The following is a 19,375-nucleotide window of genomic DNA, read 5'->3' as shown; positions in this document are numbered from 1 at the left end:
ATCCAATCAATATTTCGGTCATTTTATTTAATGATGGCTTGTTGTCTTGTCCGTTTAGCCACTTCTTCTGGATTTACCGTAATTCTCGCAACACCTGTTTCCATGGCTGCCCTAGCTACATTTGCTGCGACTGCAGGAGCTACACGCGGGTCAAATGGTCCAGGTATGACATAATCAGGTCGGAGTTCCTCAGGCGTTACAAGTGATGCAATTGCCTCTACTGCGGCAATCTTCATTTGTTCATTAATATGAGTCGCTCTAGCATCTAAAGCTCCTCTAAAAATACCTGGGAATGCAAGTACGTTATTCACTTGGTTCGGAAAATCAGAGCGCCCTGTACCAATAACTTTTGCACCTGCTTCTAGTGCCACATCTGGCATGATTTCAGGATTTGGATTTGCCATTGCAAAAATAATTGGATCCTGATTCATGCTTTTTACCATTTCTGCTGTAAGGGCACCCGCAACAGATACACCAATAAACACATCTGCACCTTTAAGAACATCTGCAAGTGTTCCTTCGAGGCGATTACGATTTGTATATTTGGCTACTTCTTCTTTTACATCGTTCATACCAAATGTACGACCTTCGTAAATAGCACCCCTCGAATCACACATAATGATATCCCGAACCCCATAACGATATAGGAGCTTAATAATAGCAATTCCAGCTGCACCTGCGCCATTTGCAACCACTTTTATTTCAGATATTTTCTTTCCAACAAGTTTCAATGCATTTACTAGTCCTGCAACTGTAACGATTGCAGTACCGTGTTGATCATCGTGAAAAATTGGAATATTGGTTTCTTTTTTAAGTCGCTCTTCAATGATAAAGCAATTAGGTGCTGCAATATCTTCTAAATTAACCCCACCAAAAGTTGGCTCTAATAATTTTACAGTTTCCACAATTTGGTCGATATCCGTTGTATTTAAACAAATTGGAAATGCATCGACACCTGCAAAACTCTTAAACAATACAGCCTTTCCCTCCATAACCGGAAGAGCCGCTTCGGGACCAATATTTCCCAAACCTAACACCGCTGTACCGTCAGTAACAACTGCTACCATATTCCCCTTCATTGTGTACTCATACACTTTGGACTTATCATCATAAATATCCTTACATGGTTCTGCTACTCCTGGTGAGTATGCCAAACTTAAGTCCTTTGCATTTTTTACTGGTACTTTTGATTTCGATTCTAACTTACCTTTATGAATCTGATGAATATGTAGAGCCTCTTCCCTTAGGGTCATTTTCTTTCTCACTCCTTAAATTAAAGAAATGTTGTCCAACATTTTTCATTAAAACTAGTAAATTTATAAATGCTTTTCATGCAAAATTAAGTGGTCTGGCCACATCTCTATTCTACTACAATATAACATAATTGATGTTCGTGTAAAGGGGGATGTTACTGTAGCACCACATTTTTGTCCCCCAGTAAATCCTTCAGTTGGTTCAATAATTCTGGGCATGATTGAATCCAAAGCTCTGGTTGAAGTTGGATTAATTTTTGTGATTCCTCATAGTAAAGAACAACTGGAGTTTCTCCAGGATATTTCTTTAATAATTCTTTTAGAACAATATAAACTTGATCCCCTTGATGTTTTTTCTCCATTCTAACGAAAAGTTTCGTTTCATCTGGCATGTCCACATTCTCAGGTAATTCTTGTACCTGGTTAATAATCAACTGCAATTGATTATTTCTAGTGTCCATTTTCCCTTTGAATAATAGGAGTGCTTCATTTTTGATAAGGGAAGATGAGTGAGTATATGTTCTTGGGAATGCAACGCCATCTATTTCACCTGATTCATCACTAATGGTTAAGAAAGCCATTACTTCCCCTTTTTTAGTACGAATGGTACGTTCTTTCGTGATGAATCCACCGATCACAACATTTTGTTGTAGGTACATTGAAGTCTCTGATATTGAAATGGCCCCATTTTTCTTTAAATAAGATGAGTATGATGAAATAGGATGGCTTGATAAGTAGAAACCTAAAGCCTCCTTTTCAAAACGGAGTTTTTCCATTTCCTTAAATGGTTTAACCTCAACATATTTCGGTTTTAGTCCAAATTCATCCTCAAAAAACATTTCAAATTGATTTTCATCATCCTTTGGACGTACAAGTTCTGCATGTTCTAGTGCAACGTCTAAGGTTGCTAATAGGGTTGCACGATGTTCTCCAAATTCATCAAAAGCTCCTGAGCAAATTAATGCCTCCATTGTGCGTCGATTTATACTTTTTACCGAAGTTCTTACACAGAAATCAAAAAGATCAGAGAAAGGTTTAACCTTTCTAGACTCGATAATCTCTTTTAGGGCAGCTGCTCCTACACTTTTAATACCTGCAAGACTAAAGCGGATCGCCTTTTTCTCAACAATAAACGGATAAAAACTTTTATTTATTGAAGGTGGCAAAATTTCGATGCCCATTTGTTTTGATTCGCGAATGTAAGATCCTAATTTTTCATCATTGCCGATTACACTTGTAAGTAAAGCTGCCATAAAATAGAGGGGATAGTTTGCTTTTAAATAAGCAAGTTGATACGCAATCATACTATAGGCAACAGCATGACTTCGGTTAAATCCATAATTAGCAAACCTAACAATTAAGTCATAAATTTCGTTTGCTGTTTTTTCGTTATAACCCCTCTTTAAACTACCTTGAACAAAATGAGCCCGCTCTTTATCAAGGACATCTTTTTTCTTCTTACTTACAGCTCTTCGTAAGAGGTCTGCTTCTCCAAGGCTAAAACCAGCCATTTTGGAAGCAATTTGCATAATTTGTTCCTGGTACACAATAACCCCATATGTTTTCTCAAGAATCGGGATGAGATCTGGATGTGGATATTGGACTGGTTCTTGGTTATGTTTTCTAGCAATATACAGTGGAATGTTTTCCATCGGACCAGGTCGATATAGTGCATTAACAGCTACAATGTCCTCCAGTTTATTCGGTTGTAGCCTTGCAAGGACACTTCTCATTCCACTCGATTCAAGTTGAAAGACACCCGTAGTATCACCTTTGCTTAACAAAGCAAACGTCTTTTGATCATCTAAAGGAATAGTCGATAAATCTATTTTCCTTCCAGTGCTTCTATTAATTTGTGTTTGAATGTTTTCAATGAGTGTTAAATTTCTAAGTCCAAGGAAATCCATTTTTAAAAGGCCTATTTCTTCTAACTCATTCATTGGGAATTGTGTTAAATATACCTCGTTATGACCTTCTTGAATGGCAATCAAGTCTGTAAGTGGCTGTTCACTTATCACAACCCCAGCCGCATGTGTAGAAGTGTGTCTAGGTAGCCCTTCAATTTTCTTAGCTGTTTCAAAAACTTTCCGTCCGATTTCAATATTTTGAATATAGTCGCGCAGCCCTTGTGATTCTTCATAAGCTTGTTGAAGTGTAATTCCTAGCTTACTAGGAACTTGTTTGGCGAGAAAATCCGCCTCTTTAGGTGAAATTCCCATAACTCTTCCAACATCACGTAAAGCAGCTCTTGCAGCTAATGTTCCAAACGTGATAATTTGCGCAACATGAAGTCTTCCATATTTTTCCGAAACATATTCAATCATTTCATCCCGACGGTTATCAGGGAAGTCAATATCAATATCAGGCATTGAGACTCTTTCAGGATTTAAAAATCGTTCAAATAACAACTGATGTTCAATTGGATCAACATCTGTAATTCGAAGCACGTATGCAACTAGTGAACCTGCAGCCGAACCCCTTCCTGGACCTGACAAAATTCCATTTTCATGAGCATGCTTCATAAAATCCCAAACAATTAAAAAATAATCACTAAAATGCATTTTTTTAATGATCTCAAGTTCATACTCCAACCGTTCCAGATGTTCATCTGTCGGTTTTTGATATCTTTCATACAATCCTTTTAAACAAACCCTTGATAAATATTCCCCAGCTGATTCCCCATTTGGAACTGGAAATTTAGGTAAGGCAAATTTACCTAACTGAATTTCCACATTACAACGTTCTGCAATTCGTAAAGTATTTTCAAGAATTTGTGGAGTATCAGAAAAAAGGTCTGTCATCTGTGATGGAGTTTTTAAGTAAAATTCGTTAGTTGGTAGAGTTACCCGACCCTCATCTGATAGTTTTGTGCCATGCTTAATTGACAATAAGCATTCATGTGCAAATGCATCTGATTGCTCTATGTACTGAACATTGTTAGTTGCTACAAGGGGAATCTGTAATTCTTCCCCCATTTGGAAGAGTTTCTGGTTTATCTCCTCCTCATCTCTTAATCCATGGTTTTGGATGGCTAAATAGAAACTACCTTGTTCAAATAGTTGTTTATATGAGTGGGCTCTCACTTTTGCCTCTTCATAATTCCCAGCCATTAAACATTTTTCTATATCTCCATGTCGACCTGGAGAAATACCGATTAGCCCTTTACAATAATGTGATAACCATCTTCTAGGTATGCCAGCCTTCGATTTTGTCTGGATACTACTACTTATTTTTAATAGATTTTGATACCCTTTATTGTTTTTCGCGAGTAATACGACAGGGTATGCTTGTTGTTGATTATGTTCGTCCTCCGATAGAACGGAAGCAGTCATACCAATGATTGGCTTGACTCCTCGTTTTTTACATTCTTTATAAAAGGCTATCGCCCCATACATTACGTTATCATCCGTCAACGCCAATGCTTGATATCCTAGATTACTTGCTTTTTCAACCAAAGCTTCTACTTTTGCTGCACTCGATAAAAGGCTATAGGCGCTCTTAACTTGAAGATGAACAAAAGGCAAAGAAATCACACCTTTTTTATGTTTTTTCGTACTTTTTGATACTTTAATTATAGACCTAATTACAAAACAATCAAAACAAAACTCATAGAATCTACTGTTTGTCCATATACATGTAATAACTTATCATTTCAAAAAAAGAAGGTGTCCTAATGGATATGAACAATGCGTTTATGCCAGCATTTATTCATAGTTTTTTTATTGCACTTGGTGTTCTATTAGGCGGCTCCCTGATAGGAGGGCTAGGAGCGTTTATATCGGGACAAGCGCCATTGTCTGAGATTTATTCAGTTGCCAGCAAGTTGAAAATTTGGGCACTTGTTGCTGCTATTGGAGGAACATTTGATGCATTTTACAATTTTGAACGTGGTATTTTTCTCGGACAAACAAAAGACGTATTTAAACAATTTCTTTTGATTGTATCCGCGATGGGTGGAGCACAGTTTGGTTGGAGAATTATTGAATGGTTAACACAGGAGCATATCACTTAATGAGAGTACCAACCTATTATCAAAAACCTGGTTGGCAACGGTTTTTCGCAGGTGTTATAATTGGTGCCTTAATAAGTTGGTTTATCTTTCTGTATCAATTTGGTGTGTTACAAGAAAAACAAATTCAAAATATAACCGAACAGGAAGCAGAAATTGATGACCTAAAAAAAAGTAATGAAATTCTGATTGAGGACGCAAAAAAACTTAATGAGGAAAATAAAAACAAGCTTAAAATCCAAGATTTCGATATCACCTTTGCAAACCGTAAAAATGTCAATCTTAGTTCACTCGATCTCCACATGCTCAAGAGTGCTGTGTTAGAGGATCTTAATTCCTTAATTGGTCAGGATATTCAAACTTTATCTAAAAGCAAAGAACTTTTATACAGGACTATTGAGAATCGAGACTACGAATTGGACGATAAAACATATAAACTCAAAATTCACACGGTATTTGTTGATACAACACTTGAAATTTCACTTAATATTGAACTTGTAAACTAAGACTAATTAAGCTTCCTTTATGGAGGCTTTAATTTTTTGGCTATTCTCTAGGCTATCTAGCGTTTTATTGTATAAACCCTAATTGGTTGGAGCAGATTGTTGTGACTCTTCGGAAATGCACTGAGATTTTCTTAGAACGTAGGCTGATTGTTACATCCAATTCAGAAACATGTGAACGTTTTGTTACAATATCATTTCAATATTTAGAAAATTTTAAAAACATATAGCATTTTTAGGCAGAAATGAAATAAAATAAAACATAGATAGGAGGGAAATTATGTATATTAACCGTAGAAAGCTCGTAAATGAAAAAATGGCACGGATTAAAAATGGATACTCCGCTTATGCTGAATCCCCAGATATCGTCATTGCACTCAAAAAGGAAATCCAAGCATTAAACATCAATGTCGTTGAAGAAGTAACTGAACTGGGTTCATGGTTTATCCCTGTAAAATTTGAAAGCTAAATAAAGTCGCACACCTGAGGAGCGACTTTATTTCTTTATTTTTCTTCATTGCAAACAATCTGTAAATCAGCAACCACTTTATCGACATCTTGCCAAGTGTATATGGTAGCTCCAGATGCCAATGGGTGCCCCCCACCATTATATTTTTTTGCTACTTCGTTAATGATAGGTCCCTTAGACCTTAAACGAACACGGATTTGATCGCTTTCCTCCACGAAAAACACCCAAGCTTTGATATTCTCAATATTACCCAATTGACTTACAAGCTGTGACGCTTCTGAAGGTGTTACATTATATTCTTGTAAAATTTCCTTTGGGAGCGCCATCCACCCAACACCCTCTTCTGTCACTTTATAATTCTGATAAACATGACCACTGAGTCGTGCTACATTTTCCTTTGTTTTATATAAATTTTCGTAAACATTGGGAAAATCAAACCCATACTCTATTAATGCTCCTGCATATTTGAATGTTTTTGGGTTTGTACTAGGAAATAAAAATCGTCCAGTGTCTCCAACAATTCCTGCAAAAAGAAGTCTCGCTGCTTCCTCTGTTAGAGTGAATCCCCGCTCTTTTCCTTGTAAGTATAGTTCATAAATCATTTCACTACATGAACTAGCATTTGTATCTACCCATAAAAGATCTCCATATGGGTCTTCATTCGGATGGTGATCAATTTTTATGAGCTTTTTTCCAAGATTATATCGCCCATCAGAAATTCGGCCTTGATTTGCTGTATCACAAACAATTACCAATGCCTCTTCATACACTTCATCAGGAATTTGATTCATTTCTTTTAAAAAAAGTAAAGAGGGCTCATCCTCACCAACGACAAATACTTCCTTTGTCGGAAAAGAGGCTTTTAGTAGTTCTGCAAGACCGCATTGTGAACCATACGCATCTGGATCAGGACGTACATGTCGATGAATGATAATCGTATCAAATTCGGTAATTGTATCTAGAATAGTTTGAATCATGTTTTTCCCCCTTTTAAGGATGTTCATAAAATACGGTGAGATGACAGATCGATATAAAAGCCTCGACTTCCTTTGTAGATCTCCAAAGTCCCCTCGCCCTGTGAAAGCCAACTGGCTTGCTTTCGCCCTTTCGTATTGTTGTAAATACGATAATGGTAGTCGTAGCTGCACCACTCATGAACCTTCGACGCAGAATGGGGAATTGTCATCAAAATATACTTGTTATGTCGACGTTGTCCTTTTCATCTTTCTTTTGAACACGTATTTTTATTTAAAATCTTCACGAAGTATACACATTCTATGTACTAGCATTTTTATAATGTTCTGCGTTACAATAGGATTAGCAATTTAGAACTGGAGGAAACTTCATATGCAAATACTTGTTGTGTTTATCATTTTTTCACTTGTATTTTATTTTTATTATAAAACAAAATACTTTCGTACAAGACGTCCAATTGAAAAACAATGGCTCTCTGCAAAGTCTAGTATGGCGCTAGGACTATTTGTTGCTCTATTTGGTTTAAATACTTATTTTGTACACCCATCTACTGTTTCTTATGTAATTGGGACTGTACTTATCTTAGTAGGTAGCGGTAGTGTTTGGGCTGGTTTCCGTGCATACAAGCATTACCTTCCATTTGTTATAAAAGAAGCTGAACAACAGGGATAATTTAAAAAGGGACGCAAGAAGCGTCTCTTTTTAAATTATAAAAGATAGGTAGTGTAAAATTTCGTATGTAGTTTTCTTTGTCAAGCTTCAGGCGCCCCTGCGCTTTTCTTTTTTATCTTTCGATTAATTGAGCCATCATCATGGCTTTTCCTACAACAACTCCACCATTGAAAACTTCAACATCAACCTTACCAAACCTTCTTCCCACTTCTAGTACTCTTGGATGGATTTCCATCATACTGTCAAGTTGAACAGGTTTCATAAAATACACAGTCATGTTCTCAATAACCAAATCGCCTTTTTTAAACGTCTTTAACACTCGATTGGCAGCCTCGGTGACAATTGTCGTAAACACACCGTAGGATATGGTTCCCAAATGGTTGGTCATCTGTGGTGTCACTTCACATTGATAAATTGCGGCACCATCAGCTGAAATGTCAATTATTTGATTTGTGACAATATCGTCAATTGTTTCTCCCACCTGTGGTTGACGCCCAATCATCTGTAAGGCCTTTAATACGTCCTGGCGACTGATGATTCCCTGCAAACGGTTAGACTCGTCCACGACAGGAAGCATTTCAATTCCTTCCCACACCATCATATGTGAGACGGATGCAACAGAGGTTTTCCCATTAACAGTCATAGGCTGTTTTGTCATCACTTTTTCAATAGAAGTACTTGGATCCTGCCCCATGATATCCTTTGATGTAATCATACCAACAACCTTTGATTGATGGTCAATAACAGGGTAACGGCCATGGCCTGTTTCAGCATTGTGCTCATACCATTTCTCGACGTTATCAGTAATACGAAGGCTGACTGTTTCAGATTCTGGTGTCAAGATATCTTCAACCAAAACTATTTCCTTCTTAATGAGCTGATCATAAATTGCACGGTTAATCATGGTTGCAACTGTAAAGGTATCATAGCTGCTTGAGATAATTGGTAATTGTAGGTCATCCGCAAGTTTTTTCACATGCTCATCCGTATCAAAACCACCCGTTATGAGTACGGCTGCTCCTGCATTTAATGCATATTCATGTGCCTTAGTTCGGTTTCCGACAATCAATAAGTTACCAGCACCAGTGTAACGCATCATAGCTTCTAGCTTCATTGCGCCGATAACAAATTTATTGAGTGTTTTATGTAGCCCCGCTTTTCCCCCTAGCACTTGTCCATCAACAATATTGACAACTTCCGCAAAGGTAAGCTTTTCAATATTTTCCTTTTTCTTGCGTTCTATCCGAATTGTTCCGACCCGTTCAATGGTACTTACATATCCTTTATTTTCAGCATCCTTAATCGCACGATAAGCTGTTCCCTCACTTACCTTCATTTCCTTTGCAATTTGTCGAACTGATATTTTCTCACCAACTGGAAGTGTATCAATATACTGTAAAATTTGCTCATGCTTTGTCGCCAAGCTCTTCACCCTCTACTAATCATACTATCTACATTTACGTATTTTCTTACCTCCATTATACGGGCGAAGCCTATATTATTCAATTTTATCTAATGACAACTAAGCATTTCTGCCTAGATTAAACCAATACAATATAGGATACAAAAATGAGTCCATAAAACATAGTGTGCTTAGTCTATCATTCTTAGTTCGGAAATGCCTGTAATAACGAATGGCTTCGTTAATGATCTAGTTAAATCAAATACTACAGATTTAGTACTGTCGCATTCTTTGGCGTCGTTTTGCGGTTCCAGTTTGTGGACTAGTTCGTTTCTGTGTTAATTTTGGATTATATAATAAACCAATAAGATTCCCACTAACCACAATAAAAGCAAAAACAAGCCACGAAATTGCAAAGGCTCCTTCCAAACCTCCTGCCTCAATGTTTAGTCGTGGTACCCCATAATAAAGTAATACACCGCAAAGTAATAAACAAAGTAATAATCTATTATGCATACCTTTTCCCCCTTTACCTATGCTTGTATCAATATATGAAGCAAGCAAGCAAAAAAGACGTGAATCCTCACGTCTTTATTAGAGAGTTATAATTCAATGACGTCTCCTGCTGTTAATACCTTGCCATCGCTAGACGTTAGTCTGGAGACAAACTCATCCGCATCCTGTTCGATTACTGGGAATGTATTATAATGGATTGGTACAACTGTTTTTACTTTTAGCCATTCTGCAGCAATAAGTGCATCATCTGGTCCCATTGTGAAATTATCGCCGATCGGCAAGAATGCAATGTCAATCTCGTTAAGTTCACCAATTAATTTCATATCATAAAATAATGCTGTGTCCCCAGCGTGGTAGATTGTCTTACCTTCTGCTGAAAATAGGATTCCACCTGGCATTCCCGTATAAATAAATTCCTGTTTCTCTGGTATTTCAACGCTTGAACCATGGAATGCAAGCGTATATTTTACTTTACCAAAGTCAAATTGGTGGGCACCACCGATATGCATCGGATGAACATTCAATCCTTGCCAACCTAAATAGACTGCAAGTTCATTTGGGGCTACGACAAGGCTTGAATTACGTTTTGCCAATTCCACAGTATCCCCGACATGGTCACCATGGCCATGAGTCAGTAAAATAACATCTACTTTTTCTGTAGAAGCCTGCAGATCTGTATTCGGATTACCTGTAATAAAAGGGTCAATGATGATTGTCTTACCACCTGTTTTTATTTTTACTACAGAATGTCCATGATAGGAAACTTTCATATGTATCTCCCCTTGCTTAAATTAATATATACCTACAGTATATTACTTCTTGTTCAATGTTTACTTTCCTTCTTTTTATTCCCTGTTCTTTTGAAAAGCAAACCGTCAAATTTGAATGATTCTACACATCGGTTTACTTTTTTTCTTTTAATTGCTACTCTTTATTTATCATTAAGGCTATTCTAAAGGATGTTGCTTTTGATACGAGTGAAAACCAATTGATTGAAGCGGAAAACTTCGTCTAAAGCGTAAATCAATCGTATAAAAAACAACAAGGTTAATGAATACAGCCGCTAATAAAAAGGAAGTGTCATGGATGAATCAACGATTACAACAACTCTCTAAATGGTTAAAGGAAAAAGAGATAACATCAGGTTTTATTACATCTACTCCAAACGTATTTTATTTAACAAACTTTTATACGGATCCACATGAAAGACTTCTTGGGTTATTCGTTTTTCAAGATGAAGAGCCTATTTTAATCTGTCCAAAGATGGAGGTTGCCCAAGCCCAAAATGCTGGCTGGCAATATGAAATCATAGGTTATAATGATACTGACAATCCTTGGCAACTAATTCAACGTTCTCTTGCAAAACGCAATGTGACTGTATCTACTTTAGCACTAGAAAAAGAACACCTAAATGTTGAACGTTTTGAGCAACTACAACGATTATTTCCTTCTGCAACTTTTGTTTCAGCTGAAGACAAATTAAACACTTTACGGATGATTAAAGATGAAAAAGAGATTTCTATCCTTCAAGAAGCAGCAAAATTAGCTGATTATGCAGTTGAAGTGGGAGTAGAAGCTATTGCTGAAGGTAAATCAGAATTAGATATAATTGCAACACTTGAATTTGAATTAAAGAAAAAAGGAGTTCGCCAAATGTCCTTTGATACTATGGTATTAACGGGATTAAAAACAGCAGCTCCTCATGGAAAACCAGGTTTAGAAACAATCAAAAAAGGGGACTTTGTTCTTTTTGACCTAGGGGTAATTGTTGACGGATACTGCTCTGATATCACAAGAACAGTTGTATTTGGCGACATTTCAGAGAACCAACGTCAGGTTTATGATACGGTCTTAAAGGCTCAATTAGCATCGATTCAAGCATGTAAACCAGGAACTAGGGTTGGAGACATCGATATTGCAGCACGTTCTATCATTTCTGATGCTGGATATGGTGAATATTTCACCCACCGAATTGGTCATGGTCTCGGTATTGATGTTCATGAATTCCCTTCTATGAATGAAACAAATGATATGCCATTACAAAAGGGGATGGTCTTCACGATTGAACCAGGCATTTATGTTCCTGAAATTGGCGGAGTTCGAATCGAAGACGACATGCTCATCACCGCTGATGGAGCTCAAACACTTACAAGCTTCCCAAAGGAACTTATCATAAAATAATTACTCAAAAAGGACCTTTTAAGGTCCTTTTTAGTTTACTGCATTCTCTTCTTCCTCAAATTTTGAACAGAGATATTCAAACAATTTATGGTTAAAATTATCTTGATTGCGTACATAATCAAATAGGATATCATATTGCTCTTTATTGTCCTGTAAACTTTCTAATACCTTGAAAAATAATTCCTTCTGTTCCACAATCGTATCCACAATTTCCTGTTCTTTCTCACCCTTCTTATCAAACTGCTTTGAGATGATTTCACTATTTAATTCATGTTGTTTAAGAGATGCAATGATTTGGTCAAATTGTTCTTTTACAAGGTTGATATTTTCAGTAACCTTTCGATTAAAGATTTCTTGACTTTGGACAATCCGCTCTAAGATCTCAAGTTGTTCTTTATGTTCCCCATATTGTTCGGCTGTTGTTTCATTATGCTTTTCCTGTTTTCTCATAAAACCAACAAGTACCTCCAATACATTTTTCTGTTCCTTTACTTTGTTCGATAGCTGGTCTTCCTTATTTTTTTGAGTTAACTCATGCGAAAAAAATTGATGTTGAAGTCCCTTTTGTTTCTCCGCTAATTTCTTTATTAGTTGGTCATTGCTTTTTATATATTCCTTAATGGTTTCGTTATGTTTTTGCTGTAATTTAATATGTTCAGATACATAATTCGAATAGAAAATCGTTTGATTTGGATCTTTAGTTGAGGAACTTGCTGGTTTGTGAACAAGTCGTGCTAATGATTCATTAATAAAGACAGATGAACCCATAATTTTGCACTCCTTTATAAAGTAGTAGGCATGTGTCTTCCTTTCTTTATCCTATTTTTATGTACAAAAAATGGTGACAATGATTAATGGTTAATTAAACTGTAGTAAAAGTTCATTTTTTTCTCAATATTAGTGTAAATCCAATTGCGGAAGCAGTGTTATATTGATAGTAGATAGTAGATAGTCCATTTCTTTATTTTAGGAGGCTGTTAAAATGCTAGTTACCTATAAAAAAGTTCTTGTAGCTGTGGATGGTTCGAAGGAAGCCGAATGGGCATTAAAAAAAGCAATTGATGTTTGTAAGCGGTATTCTGCTCAATTAATCATTACCCATATTATCGATGTGAAACAGTTTTCTGATATTAGAGCTTACAATCTTAACTTAACAGATAAAGCAGAAGAATATGGAAAAGAGTTACTAGCGAAATACGAGGATTTAGCAAATCAATCTGGTATTGAGGATGTAAAAACCGTATTAGAATTTGGCTCACCAAAAATAAAAATTTCAAAAGATATTGCACCAGAACATCATGTAGATTTGATCATTTGCGGTGCAACAGGATTAAGCGCAGTCGAGAGATTCTTAATTGGCAGTGTTTCTGAAAGCATTACACGATATTCTAAATGTGATGTTATGGTTGTTCGAACAGAAAAAGATCTTTAATATATAGTGAAGTGCAAACAAAAAAATCGTGATTCCTCACGATTTTTTTGCATTTTTTATTTTTTGTAATACCTTCCGCACTTCTTCAAAACCTGTTCCCCCAGCACTCTTACGGCGAGCTACAGCTGTCTCAGGTAACAATACTTCATATATATCCTCATCAAACAGCGAAGAAGCTTCTTTAAATATTTCAAGTGGTAAATCACCTAAAAAAACATCGCGTTCTATACAAGTTAATACAAGCTTGCCAACGACTTCATGTGCTTCCCTAAAAGGGAGACCTTTCGAAGCTAAATAATCTGCAAGTTCAGTTGCATTTGAAAAATCCTTTTTCACAGCAACTGCCATAACTTCTTTTTTCACCTTCATCGTTGAGATCATTCCAGCAAATATCTTCAAGGAACCTTTAATTGTCTTAACGGTATCAAACATGCCTTCTTTATCTTCTTGCATGTCTTTGTTATAGGCAAGCGGTGTTCCTTTTAACACAGTTAGTAGCCCAAATAAATTACCGTATACTCGTCCTGTTTTCCCTCGGATTAACTCTGCCATATCAGGATTTTTCTTCTGTGGCATAATGCTACTTCCCGTTGCAAAGGTATCATCAATCTCGATCATATTAAACTCTTGAGAAGACCAAAGGATAATCTCTTCACAAAAGCGTGAAAGATGCATCATGATCATGGAACTATTACTTAAAAATTCAACGATAAAATCACGGTCACTAACCGCATCAATGCTATTTTCATAGATTTTGTCAAAACCTAAAAGCTCTGCACTGTAATGACGGTCAATCGGAAAGGTAGTTCCTGCTAATGCACCTGCCCCTAGCGGAGAGAGATTGATTCGTTTTAACGAATCCGTTAAGCGCTCTTTATCACGATCAAGCATCCAATAGTAAGCTAATAGATGATGAGCAAATGAAACAGGTTGTGCCCTTTGCAAATGGGTATAACCAGGCGCTACCGTTTCAACATGCTGCTCAGCTTGTTCCACTATTGAATTTTGCAATTCCTCAACAAGTTGAATAATCTCATTTACTTGCTGTCTCAAGTATAGATGCATATCTGTTGCAACTTGGTCATTTCTGCTACGTCCTGTATGAAGTTTTCCGCCAACTTGGCCGATCTCGTCAATCAACATTTTTTCAATATTTAAATGAATGTCTTCATTCGCAATAGAATATTCCAATTCATTATTTTGGGCTTTCTCCAGTAACGAAATAAGTCCTGATTTGATCGTTTCGACTTCTTCCATAGAAATGATTCCACACTTACCAAGCATTGTTACATGAGCAATACTTCCTTGTATATCTTCCTTCACCAATTCTTGGTCAAATGAGATGGATGCACCGAATTCATCGACCCATTCAGCTGCGCTTTTGGTGAATCTTCCTCCCCAGAGCTTCTTCATATGCTTACCTTCTTAGTGTTATTTACAATACTATTCACTTTTGTTGGTAATCCCCATAATGAAATGAAGCCAACTGCTGCGTTATGATCAAATTCATCATCAGATGTATAGGTTGCTAGTTTTTCATCGTACAATGAATTATCAGATTTGCGACCTTCAACTATTGCATGGCCTTTAAATAGTTTAACTCGTACAGTTCCATTTACATGTTTTTGTGTTTCTTTTAAGAAACCTAATAATGCATCTTTTAATGGGGAAAACCATAAGCCATTGTAAATTAATTCGGTAAGCTTGCTTTCAATGACAGGTTTGAAATGGGCTACTTCTTTAACAAGCGTTAGGTCCTCTAACTCTTTATGTGCCTTAATTAATGTCATTGCTCCAGGACATTCATATACTTCACGAGATTTAATACCTACAAGACGATTTTCTACATGATCAATACGGCCTACTCCATGTTTTCCTGCTATTTGATTTAATTCTAGAATTAAATCGGATAAGGAATATTGCTGACCGTTAATTGCTTTTGGAACACCTTGAACAAAGTCAATTTCAATTATGTCTGGTGTATTAGGTGTTTGTTCAAGAGGTGCCGTTAATTCGTACGCTTCCTCTGGTGGTGCTGCCCAAGGATCCTCTAAAATTCCACATTCATTACTTCGTCCCCATAAATTTTGATCAATAGAGAACGGACTGTCTAAATTGATTGGGATAGGAATATTATTCTTTTTGGCATACTCAATTTCCTCTTCACGCGACCAACTCCATTCACGAACTGGGGCTAATACTTCGAGTTCAGGATTTAATGCTTTAATCGAGACTTCAAAGCGTACTTGATCATTACCTTTACCCGTACAACCATGTGCCACTGCAACAGCATTTTCTTTTTCTGCGACTTCAACTAATTTCTTCGCTATTAACGGACGAGATAATGCAGAAACCAAAGGATACTTTCCTTCGTAAAGTGTATGTGCTTGCAAAGCAGCTAGAGCAAAATCATTCGCAAATTCTTCTTTCGCATCAATTATATATGAAGAGACAGCTCCAACTGTTATAGCTTTTTCTTTTATAAACTGAAGGTCTTTCCCTTCACCAACATCTAAACAGCAAGCAACAACTTCATATCCTTGCTCTTGTAACCATTTAACGGCAACGCTTGTATCTAGGCCGCCTGAATATGCTAATACAACTTTCTTTTTGCTCATGTTGGATCTTCCCTTCGAATATTAATTCATTTAATTTTATAATTATACAATTATAATGTATAAATATAGCAACTCAATTCGATTTTTACAATAGAAATTTAGGAAAAAAATGAAAAAAATTTTTACTATTTCTTGTAAAGTGGTAGTAGTGTAAAATAAGAGCAAGTCAGATAAAGGGGAGATAGTATGGGTGATTATTTTCAATATGATAAGCGACTTGGGATCTCACTGCCTTTGTTAGAGCAAGAGTGGGAAGATTATACGGAGGAGACGCAACAGCATATATTGTACATGTGGGAACAAATCCGAGGACATATTCCTGATCGAATTGCAGAGATTGAAAAAATTATTAATGATAAACAAGAACAGCTTGGCAATGAAAGTGATTTCTCGCGGTCGTGTGAACTAAACAATGAGATATCAGAATGCGCTTCAATCATTAATGATTTATGGATTTGGTACAGATTGAATCAAGGAATAACGAATAGAATGCACCAATAGAAAAGGTCTAATCACGACATGGATTAGACCTTTTTGATATCTTTCTTTATTTCACTTATGACATGAGTGAGTTCTGGCAGGATTAATTTTTTCATTGCAAGTCTTACCGCTCCAGAAGAACCAGGTGTTGAAAAGATAGCTGTATCATTACATACACCTGCAATAGCTCTTGAAAGAATTGCTGCCGACCCAATATCTTCCGTATAGCTAAGCATGCGAAACAATTCACCAAACCCTACAATTTCTTTATCCAATAATTTTTTCACCGTTTCAATGGTAACATCACGTTTAGCGATGCCAGTACCTCCATTTGTTAAAACCACATCGATGTCTTTATTGGTACACCCTCTTCTAACTGCTTCTTCGATACTTGTGGTCTCATCCTTGATAATCTCATATTCCTTAACGGTGAATCCATTCTCTTCAAGTAGAGAAATCATTAGTTGACCACTCTTATCATTTTTTTTTGTTCTCGTATCACTTATTGTAATAACTTTACAATTAATTGAGGAAGATGTTACTTTCTTATGCTCATGAACACTCATTTCTTAAGACTCCTTTTCCTTCAAAAAACGCAGACGATAATAATTATGAGCAAAATCACTCACTTGTCTCGTGAGTTGATAATTCATACCCGCACCGATTGCCATGCTTATAAGGGGAATCCCTTGAATCATTCTTTTTCGAAGAACTGATATGGTAATTGCCTTTATGATATGTTTCAATGGGAGTTCAAGCCATGTTTCATCAGTTAAGTCTTCTGAACCTTGATAAAAGTAATGATTTTGACTTGTTCCATCAATTTCCCCTACAAGTGATTCCCATCCTTGGTAACGAATTCGTTTTGGTAAAGTAGCCGCATGGAAAACCTTTAACGAGGTCATCATCTCATACGGTGTGTTGACTTCATACCCGTACGTCATCGCAACTAATTGGACAATACGTAAGTTAATAACTGTTATCGCAGGTATATCTGTTCCAAGTAATAGAAATCCACCAGTCCCAGTTAACCCTCCGTGTGCAAAAGAGTAGAGACGGTGCTTTGCAATCTGGTTTTCAGATAGGTATGTAAGTTGGTCAATCGCTAGTTCTTTTAAATCAGGTATATCCTCAATGTCCTCGTTAAAAATACGTGCCGAACGAATCAGTCTTTCCCGTGCGTCCATTTGAAACTGAGACCCTTGGAGAATTGCATGTAAATGAAATAACCAATTATCAAGTTTTGAAAAGAACTCCGTTCGAATGTTCTCAGGAATCAGGTTTAACGAATGATCTAGCCACTTATCATACGTCATTTCAAAATCTGTTTGCTCATGTCGCAATTGCTCTGACCATTTTTCGATTTCCGTAAGAATTTGTAATTCACGTCCTGAAAGCCGCATATTCAACCTCCGTTTCCAACATTAACTAAACTGTATTATACCATAGTATATATTGACAATAAAAAAAGACAAACCCAATAAGAGTTTGTCCAGCATACATTTATTTTGTTAAACGCATAACGTCACGAGCAATCATAACCTCTTCATCAGTAGGTATGATTAGTACTTTTACTGGTGAATGTGGATAGCTAATAAAGGCTTCCTGACCTCTTACCTTATTTAGTACTGGATCCCAATAAACTCCCATGAATTCTAAACCAGTTAAAACTCTAGCACGGACGCTTTCACTGTTTTCACCAATTCCCGCTGTAAAGACGATTGCATCAATACCATGCATACGTGCAGCATAAGAGCCAATATATTTATGGATTCTGCTTGCAAATACCTCTAGTGCTAATTTAGCACGTTCGTTTCCTTCATCTGCTTGCTCCTGAAGATCACGTAAGTCACTTGAAAATCCAGAAACACCGAGCATTCCACTTTCCTTGTTTAACACATCTAGAACTTCATCAGCTGTTTTGCCCGTTTTTTCCATGATAAATGGAATTAGAGCAGGGTCAATATTTCCTGAACGAGTTCCCATTGTTACACCAGCAAGAGGTGTAAAGCCCATAGAAGTATCAATTGATTTTCCGCCTTCAATGGCAGCAATACTTGCTCCATTACCTAGGTGACAAGATAGGATACGAAGTTGCTCTAATGGTCTTTCTAAAATTTCTGCCGCGCGTTGGGAAACATATTTATGAGAAGTTCCGTGGAAACCATACTTTCTAATGCCATACTCTTTATAATAGTCGTATGGTAAGCTATATAAAAATGATTTTTCAGGCATTGTTTGATGGAACGCCGTATCGAATACAGCCACAGCTGGAACATTTGGTAAAACTTCCTGAAATGCTTTGATTCCAGTCAAATTAGCAGGGTTATGCAATGGTGCTAATTCAGAAAGTCTGTCTATTTCAGCGATAACTTCATCCGTAATAACCACTGAATCAGCGAACGATTCCCCACCGTGAACAACCCTGTGGCCAATTCCTTCAATTTCATCCAAGGATTTGATAATTCCTAGTTCAGTTAGTTTTTCAAGTAAAATTTTTACTGCTACAGCATGATCTGGTAATTCGACTTCTGTTGTTTGTTTTTCACCATTAACTGAGATAGTAAAAATCCCTTTATCAAGACCAATCCGTTCGAAAATTCCTTTTGTAACAACTTCCTCACTTGGCATTTCAAATAGTTGAAATTTAAGTGAAGAACTCCCTGCATTTATGGCAATGATTTTTGACATTTCGTCCGCTCCTTTGTAAATATCCTCAAGGTTGGAAAATTCCGTTCTCCCTTATTCTGTGCAATTTGACACAGTTTAATTGATGCCATTCTCATTTAAACACTGGCATCAGAACATTTCAAGGAGTATGATGGTTTGGTACCGTTTTCGACATAAAGTTCTTATATTCAGACA

General features: G+C 36.7%; 19 protein-coding genes. 7 read left to right on the top strand and 12 right to left on the bottom strand.

Annotation, left to right across the window (positions count from 1 at the left end):
• Positions 1–23: 23 nt before the first annotated feature.
• Together ACWPVE_RS14490 and ACWPVE_RS14485 are read right to left on the bottom strand one after the other, a co-directional pair.
• A complete protein-coding gene (locus tag ACWPVE_RS14490; protein ID WP_453994472.1) occupies positions 24–1,253 on the bottom strand; it encodes an NAD(P)-dependent malic enzyme in 1,230 nt (409 codons plus the stop codon).
• 155 nt (positions 1,254–1,408) lie between these two features.
• Complete coding sequence (locus ACWPVE_RS14485) at positions 1,409–4,777, bottom strand: DNA polymerase III subunit alpha (protein WP_453994470.1); 3,369 nt, start codon at positions 4,775–4,777, stop codon at positions 1,409–1,411.
• Between the two features lie 149 nt (positions 4,778–4,926).
• Between ACWPVE_RS14485 and ACWPVE_RS14480 the strand changes: the two genes are divergently transcribed.
• The 3 genes from ACWPVE_RS14480 to ACWPVE_RS14470 all read left to right on the top strand — a co-directional run bounded on the left by ACWPVE_RS14480 (position 4,927) and on the right by ACWPVE_RS14470 (position 6,234).
• Positions 4,927–5,265 carry a YtrH family sporulation protein gene (locus ACWPVE_RS14480; protein WP_453994468.1) on the top strand — a complete coding sequence of 113 codons (339 nt, stop codon included), beginning with the start codon at positions 4,927–4,929 and terminating at the stop codon, positions 5,263–5,265.
• Complete coding sequence (gene ytrI / locus ACWPVE_RS14475) at positions 5,238–5,768, top strand: sporulation membrane protein YtrI (RefSeq protein ID WP_453994466.1); 531 nt, start codon at positions 5,238–5,240, stop codon at positions 5,766–5,768. The genes ACWPVE_RS14480 and ytrI overlap by 28 nt, the downstream gene beginning before the upstream one ends.
• A 277-nt stretch (positions 5,769–6,045) precedes the next feature.
• Positions 6,046–6,234: a hypothetical protein gene (locus ACWPVE_RS14470; RefSeq protein WP_453994464.1), complete on the top strand. Its 189-nt coding sequence runs from the start codon at positions 6,046–6,048 to the stop codon at positions 6,232–6,234.
• Positions 6,235–6,269: 35 nt separating this feature from the next.
• Here the strand turns inward: ACWPVE_RS14470 and ACWPVE_RS14465 are convergent, their stop codons facing one another.
• Positions 6,270–7,211 carry a DHH family phosphoesterase gene (locus tag ACWPVE_RS14465; RefSeq protein ID WP_453994462.1) on the bottom strand — a complete coding sequence of 314 codons (942 nt, stop codon included), beginning with the start codon at positions 7,209–7,211 and terminating at the stop codon, positions 6,270–6,272.
• A gap of 370 nt (positions 7,212–7,581) precedes the next feature.
• Between ACWPVE_RS14465 and ACWPVE_RS14460 the strand changes: the two genes are divergently transcribed.
• The gene (locus ACWPVE_RS14460; RefSeq protein WP_453994460.1) at positions 7,582–7,881 is read left to right on the top strand and encodes a YtpI family protein; all 300 of its coding nucleotides are present in this window, start codon (positions 7,582–7,584) and stop codon (positions 7,879–7,881) included.
• Positions 7,882–7,993: 112 nt separating this feature from the next.
• Here the strand turns inward: ACWPVE_RS14460 and ACWPVE_RS14455 are convergent, their stop codons facing one another.
• The 3 genes from ACWPVE_RS14455 to ACWPVE_RS14445 form a co-directional block, all read right to left on the bottom strand.
• Positions 7,994–9,304, bottom strand: a complete 1,311-nt coding sequence (locus ACWPVE_RS14455) for a DRTGG domain-containing protein (RefSeq protein ID WP_453994458.1) — start codon at positions 9,302–9,304, stop codon at positions 7,994–7,996.
• 252 nt (positions 9,305–9,556) lie between these two features.
• Entirely contained in the window at positions 9,557–9,799 is a 243-nt protein-coding gene (locus ACWPVE_RS14450; protein ID WP_453994456.1) for a hypothetical protein, read from the bottom strand.
• An 86-nt stretch (positions 9,800–9,885) separates the two neighbouring features.
• Positions 9,886–10,569: a metal-dependent hydrolase gene (locus ACWPVE_RS14445; RefSeq protein ID WP_453994454.1), complete on the bottom strand. Its 684-nt coding sequence runs from the start codon at positions 10,567–10,569 to the stop codon at positions 9,886–9,888.
• A 316-nt stretch (positions 10,570–10,885) separates the two neighbouring features.
• Between ACWPVE_RS14445 and ACWPVE_RS14440 the strand changes: the two genes are divergently transcribed.
• Positions 10,886–11,980, top strand: a complete 1,095-nt coding sequence (locus ACWPVE_RS14440) for a M24 family metallopeptidase (RefSeq protein WP_453994452.1) — start codon at positions 10,886–10,888, stop codon at positions 11,978–11,980.
• A 30-nt stretch (positions 11,981–12,010) separates the two neighbouring features.
• Here the strand turns inward: ACWPVE_RS14440 and ACWPVE_RS14435 are convergent, their stop codons facing one another.
• Positions 12,011–12,748 (bottom strand): hypothetical protein, encoded by a 738-nt coding sequence (locus ACWPVE_RS14435; RefSeq protein WP_453994450.1) that lies wholly within the window; start codon positions 12,746–12,748, stop codon positions 12,011–12,013.
• A 214-nt stretch (positions 12,749–12,962) separates the two neighbouring features.
• Between ACWPVE_RS14435 and ACWPVE_RS14430 the strand changes: the two genes are divergently transcribed.
• Complete coding sequence (locus ACWPVE_RS14430) at positions 12,963–13,412, top strand: universal stress protein (RefSeq protein WP_453994448.1); 450 nt, start codon at positions 12,963–12,965, stop codon at positions 13,410–13,412.
• 36 nt (positions 13,413–13,448) lie between these two features.
• On the opposite strand, the gene argH is transcribed toward ACWPVE_RS14430, so the two are convergent.
• Both argH and ACWPVE_RS14420 read right to left on the bottom strand, forming a co-directional pair.
• Complete coding sequence (gene argH, locus ACWPVE_RS14425; protein WP_453994446.1) at positions 13,449–14,825, bottom strand: argininosuccinate lyase; 1,377 nt, start codon at positions 14,823–14,825, stop codon at positions 13,449–13,451.
• The gene (locus ACWPVE_RS14420; RefSeq protein ID WP_453994444.1) at positions 14,822–16,030 is read right to left on the bottom strand and encodes an argininosuccinate synthase; all 1,209 of its coding nucleotides are present in this window, start codon (positions 16,028–16,030) and stop codon (positions 14,822–14,824) included. The genes argH and ACWPVE_RS14420 overlap by 4 nt, the downstream gene beginning before the upstream one ends.
• 186 nt (positions 16,031–16,216) lie before the next feature.
• On the opposite strand from ACWPVE_RS14420, the gene ACWPVE_RS14415 reads away from it, so the two are divergent.
• The gene (locus ACWPVE_RS14415; protein ID WP_453994442.1) at positions 16,217–16,531 is read left to right on the top strand and encodes a hypothetical protein; all 315 of its coding nucleotides are present in this window, start codon (positions 16,217–16,219) and stop codon (positions 16,529–16,531) included.
• 23 nt (positions 16,532–16,554) lie between these two features.
• Here ACWPVE_RS14415 and ACWPVE_RS14410 read toward each other — a convergent pair whose 3' ends face one another.
• The 3 genes from ACWPVE_RS14410 to ACWPVE_RS14400 form a co-directional block, all read right to left on the bottom strand.
• The gene (locus ACWPVE_RS14410) at positions 16,555–17,076 is read right to left on the bottom strand and encodes a MogA/MoaB family molybdenum cofactor biosynthesis protein (protein ID WP_453994440.1); all 522 of its coding nucleotides are present in this window, start codon (positions 17,074–17,076) and stop codon (positions 16,555–16,557) included.
• 3 nt (positions 17,077–17,079) lie between these two features.
• Positions 17,080–17,913 (bottom strand): EcsC family protein, encoded by an 834-nt coding sequence (locus tag ACWPVE_RS14405; RefSeq protein WP_453994438.1) that lies wholly within the window; start codon positions 17,911–17,913, stop codon positions 17,080–17,082.
• Between the two features lie 100 nt (positions 17,914–18,013).
• Positions 18,014–19,201, bottom strand: coding sequence for an acetate kinase (locus tag ACWPVE_RS14400; RefSeq protein ID WP_453994436.1), 1,188 nt, complete (start codon positions 19,199–19,201; stop codon positions 18,014–18,016).
• Between the last annotated feature and the right edge of the window lie 174 nt (positions 19,202–19,375).

The sequence above is a fragment of the Bacillus nitroreducens genome, assembly GCF_964021195.1.
Note: the sequence above shows the minus strand (reverse complement) of the source record. Positions and strands in the feature narration are given on the sequence as shown.